Origin of the sequence: Rhizobium sp. PDO1-076, from assembly GCF_000247475.1 — a bacterium.
Taxonomy (GTDB): Bacteria; Pseudomonadota; Alphaproteobacteria; order Rhizobiales; family Rhizobiaceae; genus Allorhizobium.
The window spans coordinates 1-5,681 of record NZ_AHZC01000120.1 but is presented as its reverse complement, the minus strand read 5'-3'; the positions used below and the strand labels follow the sequence as shown (position 1 = coordinate 5,681).

Annotated in this window: 6 protein-coding genes and 2 pseudogenes; 2 read left to right on the top strand and 6 right to left on the bottom strand. The window is 62.3% G+C overall.

The window, feature by feature from the left end; genetic code table 11:
- Positions 1-154: 154 nt before the first annotated feature.
- The 6 genes and pseudogenes from PDO_RS09085 to PDO_RS09065 form a co-directional block, all read right to left on the bottom strand.
- A complete protein-coding gene (locus PDO_RS09085; protein WP_007600681.1) occupies positions 155-469 on the bottom strand; it encodes a BrnA antitoxin family protein in 315 nt (104 codons plus the stop codon).
- A pseudogene (locus PDO_RS09080) lies at positions 460-713 on the bottom strand (BrnT family toxin). Before PDO_RS09080 ends, PDO_RS09085 begins: the two are co-directional and overlap by 10 nt.
- A gap of 94 nt (positions 714-807) precedes the next feature.
- Positions 808-1,128, bottom strand: a complete 321-nt coding sequence (locus PDO_RS09075; RefSeq protein WP_007600678.1) for a YnfA family protein — start codon at positions 1,126-1,128, stop codon at positions 808-810.
- A gap of 79 nt (positions 1,129-1,207) precedes the next feature.
- Positions 1,208-2,014 (bottom strand): EAL domain-containing protein, encoded by an 807-nt coding sequence (locus PDO_RS09070; RefSeq protein ID WP_007600676.1) that lies wholly within the window; start codon positions 2,012-2,014, stop codon positions 1,208-1,210.
- Positions 2,015-2,022: 8 nt separating this feature from the next.
- Positions 2,023-2,286, bottom strand: a complete 264-nt coding sequence (locus PDO_RS27840) for a hypothetical protein (protein ID WP_141649865.1) — start codon at positions 2,284-2,286, stop codon at positions 2,023-2,025.
- A gap of 110 nt (positions 2,287-2,396) precedes the next feature.
- Positions 2,397-3,971, bottom strand: coding sequence for a helicase HerA-like C-terminal domain-containing protein (locus PDO_RS09065; protein WP_007600671.1), 1,575 nt, complete (start codon positions 3,969-3,971; stop codon positions 2,397-2,399).
- Positions 3,972-4,388: 417 nt separating this feature from the next.
- On the opposite strand from PDO_RS09065, the gene PDO_RS09060 reads away from it, so the two are divergent.
- Together PDO_RS09060 and PDO_RS09055 are read left to right on the top strand one after the other, a co-directional pair.
- Positions 4,389-4,781 (top strand): hypothetical protein, encoded by a 393-nt coding sequence (locus tag PDO_RS09060; RefSeq protein WP_007600669.1) that lies wholly within the window; start codon positions 4,389-4,391, stop codon positions 4,779-4,781.
- 230 nt (positions 4,782-5,011) lie between these two features.
- Positions 5,012-5,681, top strand: a pseudogene (locus PDO_RS09055) (hypothetical protein); the annotation flags it as partial.

The following is a 5,681-nucleotide window of genomic DNA, read 5'->3' as shown; positions in this document are numbered from 1 at the left end:
CGCGAAAGCTTCGCCTGCGTGAAACTGGTCCTCTGGGACGAAAAGCTCGGTCGCCTCGTGTCCTTCCGCGAAGCCAATCGCAAGCCCGTCGCCGTGTGATCGAATATCGACTGATTGAACGAGGGGAGGGCGGATCGCTCTCCCCTTTTTCGTTCTACAATCCCACGGCCTTGCGCAGTGCTTCGTTCATCCGCGATTGCCAGCCATCGCCGGTGGCCCTGAAACGCGCGATCACCTCGGCATCGAGCCGGATGCTGATCGCCTGTTTCGGTGCCTCCGATTTCGGCCGTCCGGCGAGCTTGCGGTCGATCGCTTCGGCGATATCGGGATAAACCTCGCGAAACGGCCGGAATTCCTTCAGCTCTTCTTCTGTCGCTTCCGGATTGTCCGGATCCGATGCAATCATCTTCTGGATTTCTGCTTCTTCCGCATCGGTCAGTGGCCGCTTTGATGAGAATTTCATCGCCATGCCAGTCTCCTTTCCTTGCGGCTCGCCGGCCGCATCGAAATCAGCGAAATCGCCTCGCTGCCAAGAGGGTAAAGATGACCGCGATGACGATCTGTCCATCGAACTCGCCCACGGCCATCGTTCGCCGGTGGCGCACAGGCCTAACCCGAGCAGCCAGAAAGAATTCCAGATCAAGGTCAGCGAAATCGAGACCATGCTTGGCGAGGTTCTGCTGCCGTTTCGGTTCATCCCAGACGATCATCATAATTTATGTATATACGGAAATTTCGCAAGCCGGCATTCCGGTTTTTGAGGGGAAATCGGCCCGAAACGCCCAATATAGCGGCTGGCCGAATCCCTCAGCCGCGCTGCGGCAGCAGGATCACCATGGCGCCGACCAGGCAGATGGCCGCCCCTGACAGATCGAAACGATCCGGTCGCTGGCCCTCGACCAGCCACAGCCACAAAAGCGAGGCGGCGATATAGACGCCGCCATAGGCCGCATAGGCGCGACCTGCCGCATCCGAGGGCACCAGTGTCAGCAGGAATGCAAACAGCGCCAGCGACAAGACGCCGGGCGCCAGCCACACGGGCGAATGGCCCAGGCGCCACCAGGCCCAGAAGGCAAAACAGCCGGCAATTTCGGCAAGGGCGGCGCTGCAATAGATCACGAGAAGCATGGCCGACCCTGCCACGATCCGGGCGGACATGCCAGTGTGTTCAACGGTTTCTGGTCAGTGGTACGCGATCACGCAACAATCAAGCGCTACGACCCTGCAGGTTCAGCACATGACAGACCCGCGGCACCATTTCCGCCTCTTTCGGGAAACAGACGAAATAGCCCTGGATGCTGTCGACCCCGAGCTGCAGGGCGGCTTCCATCTGGGCCTCGCTTTCGACGCCGGACGCGGTGATGGTGATGCCGAGATCATGCCCGAGTCCGATCACATGGCGGATGATCGCCTGGTCGACCGAATTGGTCAGCGCGTTGCGCATCAGACTCGGGTCGATCTTCAGCCGGCTGAAGGGATAGCGGCGCAGCGCCGACAGCCCGGCATAGGTTGCGCCGAAATTGTCGAGCGCCAGCGAAAAGCCCGAATAGCACAGCATTTCGATGGCCAGGCCCACCTCGACGGCGCGTGGCCCGTAAAGCGCATTTTCCGGCACTTCGATCTCGATCATGTCCGGCGACAGGCGGTAGAGGGCGAGCATGGCTTCCAGCCGTCCGGCGAGGTCGCCGGAACACAGGTCGAACGCGGTGGTGTTGATGCTCAAACGGCCAAAATGGTGGCCGTCGTCCTGCCAGGCGGCGGCCTGGCGAATGGTGTTCTCCAACACGAAATTGCGGATCGACAGCGACATCGACGGATCGCGGAAGATGCCGCGGAATTCCTGCGCGGCCGCCAGCTTGCCCGGCTCCATGCGCCAGCGCAGCAGCGTCTCCAGGCTGTCGACCTCTCGGTGGCCGACCGAATAGATCGGCTGGTAGATCAGCTCGAAGCGGCCCTTCTCGAGGGCCCGTCTGGCGTTGTTCACCAGCACGACATGGTTCAGGCCGCTATCCACGTTACACCTCACGCAAAACTGGACAATCGCCAGTCATCGATATTACGCCGATCATAACCCAGTATCCGTTGCGCTTCGGTGAATAACCAGCCCCATTTCACGCTGAGGTTTAACGGGTCAAATATTGTGGTTCGGTTCAACTGTCCTGCTCTGGAACAGCCAAAGCTTTCGCCCGTGTAAAAGCTTTGTCCCCAATATTGAGTAAAAACAGAGACTTTCGCCCTCGCAGCTTGATCTTGTTCAAACGCCATCCCGACCCGCCGAGCCTGCATGCATTTGTCCGCGGCAAGACGTGATCCGCCGTCATGAAGACGACAGCAGGTTGCAGTCGTCTTCGCCGCGATTGCCGTCATCGAAGGGGGGCAGGTCCCGAGCCTGACCGCTAACGCCTGAGGCTTCCCAGGATGCCGCGCACCAGGGCCCGGCCGACGGAGGTCGCCACCGAGCGGGCGGCACTCTTCATCGCCGCCTCGATCACCGTCTCCCGCTGGTAGCCTGACGATTTGCGCGTCGGCTTGCGCTCGCTATCTCCGTCTTGCCGGTCGTCGTCGCCGAAGCCCGGCAGCGTCCAGCGGCCCGACGCGCTGTCCTCTGCCTCGCCGTTTTTCGCCCGCTCCTCGGCGGCCTGCTTGGCAGCGGCGGCCTCTGCCGCCTTGGCCGCGCGGGCATTGAGGATCTCGTAGGCCGATTCCGCGTCGAGATCTGCGTCATACTGGCCGGCGACCGGGCTGAGGCTCATCACCTTCTGCCGCTCCGGGTCGGTCAGCGGTCCGACACGGCCGGACGGCGGGCGCACCAGCGTGCGCTCGACGATCGACGGCGCCCCCTTGGCTTCCAGCGTCGAGACCAGCGCCTCGCCGATGCCGAGTGTGGTGATTGCGGTTGCGCAATCGAACGCCGGGTTCGGCCGGAACGTATCGGCCGCCGTCTTCACGGCCTTCTGCTCGCGCGGCGTATAGGCGCGCAAAGCATGCTGAACCCGGTTGCCGAGCTGGGCGAGCACCGTTTCGGGAACATCAAGCGGGTTCTGGGTCACGAAATAGACGCCGACGCCCTTTGAGCGGATCAGCCGCACCACTTGCTCGACCCGTTCGGTCAGCACCTTCGGCGCGTCGTTGAACAGGAGATGCGCCTCGTCGAAGAAGAACACCAGCTTCGGCTTGTCGAGATCGCCGACTTCCGGCAGTTCCTCGAACAGTTCCGACAGCAGCCATAGCAGGAAGGTCGCGTAGAGACGCGGGTTCATCATCAGCTTGTCGGCGGCCAGCACCGAGATCGCGCCGCGGCCGTCATTGGTGGTGCGCATGATGTCGGTGATCTTCAGGGCAGGTTCGCCGAAAAAGTTCTGCGCACCCTGCTGTTCGAGCACCAGCAGCCCGCGCTGCAGCGTGCCGATCGAGGCCTTGGAGATCAGGCCGAACTGGCTGGAAAGCTCGGAAGCGTTTTCCGCCATATAGGTCAGGAGCGCCTGCAGGTCCTTCAGGTCGAGCAGCGGCAAGCCGCCCTGGTCGGCAATCTTGAAGGCGATGTTGAGAGCACCTTCCTGGGCTTCCGATGCGTTCATCAGCCGCGACAAAAGCAGCGGCCCCATCTCGGCGACGGTGGTGCGCACCCGATGGCCCTTTTCACCGTAGAGGTCCCAGAAGATCACCGGGAATTCGGCGGGCGCATAGTCGGTAAAGCCGATCTGTGTCGCCCGCTGGGTGATCCAGTCCTTCGGCTCGCCCATGGCGGCAATGCCGGAAAGGTCGCCCTTGATATCGGCGGCAAACACCGGAACGCCGGCCTCGGAGAAGCTTTCGGCGAGCACCTGCAGCGTCACGGTCTTGCCGGTGCCGGTGGCGCCGGTGACAAGGCCGTGGTGGTTGCCATATTTCAGCGCCAGATATTCGCCCTTGTTCAGGCTGTCGTCCGGATTGCGGCTGGTGCCGATATAGAGTTCGCCGTCTTTCAGCATATGCACTCATCTCCCTGGCGCTTAACGCATTCGTCCGCTTGCTCTTATAAGGATAGTGTGGAACATCGACAACGCCCGGTATCGGTCATTCTGACCCGTCAACTGAAGCGTCATTGGGCACGGCAACTGGCCTGTTGTCTCGCTTGATGTTTCGCCTGGCATCCGGCAGGCGGCGGAAGGCTTGCCAAGGCACGCGCCGCAAGGCAGAAGCCAGAGTAGGACAGGGCAGGACAGGACTGACAGGGCAGGGGGCGCGCCAATAGACGCGACAGTGAGCGCAACAGTGCAGCCGAAGGGTTTTGCACCGATTATCGGGCCGCACGCGCCAGACTTTGCCTAAGTCCACTTGAGTTCAGTGAAAACATCCATTACGTTGACGTTAACGTCAATATTCCAAGGGCAGGAGGCCTCAAAATCATGAGCGAAATCGTCACCCGCATCGCCGACAATGTCGGTATTTCCCCGGACCTCGCCGAAAAGGCGCTCGGCATGATGCTCGGCTTCCTGCAGCGCGAAGCAGCCGACGGCCCGGTCGCCACGATGATCGAAGCCATCCCGGGGGCTGCCGAACTGGTGGCCAAGTACAACGGCGAAGGTGCCGGCGGCGGCGGCCTTCTCGGCGGCCTGATGAGCGCCATCGGCGGCGGCGGCATCATGGGCCTTGGCCAGCAGCTGATGGCCCAGGGCCTCGGCATGGGCGAGATCACCACGCTCGCCAAGGAAACCATGGCCGTTGCCCGCGAACATGCCGGCGCCGATGTGGTGGACGAGGTTGTGGCCTCGGTTCCGGGTCTGAGCCAGTTCGTCTGAGCTTTTCCGTATACGTGACTTTCAAAAGCCGTCGGGGCAACCCGGCGGCTTTTTGCGTTTTGTCCGTTTGTCGCCGCAGCGCCGGCGACTGCACCTCTCCCCTCGGGGGAGAGGTGGCCGAGCGAAGCGGAGGCCGGGTGAGGGGAACCACAGGCGCAATGCTATCCTGCGGTTGCAGGCAACGAAACGCGCAGCTAGTCTCGCGATCACCTTGAACCTCTGGGGCGACCATGCTGATCCGAACCTATGCCGACATCGAAAGCCTCAAAGGCATAGACGCCCTCAGCCCCGCCGAAAAGAAACTGATCGAGGGCTGTAAGCGTGGCGAACTGACCACCCTTGGCAATGGCACCCGGCCTAAGCGCCCGAGCAAAGCGCGAACAATCCGCGCCGACCTGCTGCGCTATCTGATCCTCGGCGGCTGCGAGCAGTGCCGACTGCACGAGAAGGGCGTGCAACTGGAGGGCGCCTGGATCGTGGGCGAGCTGGACCTTAGCTTTGCGTCTGCCAAGGGCGCGGTTCGGTTGCTCCGATGCGCTTTCGCGGAACCTATCGTGGCTGATCAGGCCAATTTCGATCGCCTGGTCCTCAATGGCAGCAGTCTGCCCAGCCTGAATGCGCAGGGCGCCACGATCAAGGGCCATGCCTTCCTTCGCAAACTGAAGAGCACCGGCGAGGTCTCGTTCGTCGGCACCGAGATCGGCGGTCAACTCACCGCGGAGGAGGCCGAGTTGAATGGCGGCGAGGGCAGTGCCCTGAATGCGCAGGGCGCCACGATCAGGGGCGGCGTCTTCCTCGACAATTTGAAGGGCATCGGCGAGGTCTCGTTTTCCGGCGCCGAGATCGGCGGTCAACTCTCATGCGATGGTGCCGAGTTGCATGGCGGCGAGGGAGAGGCCC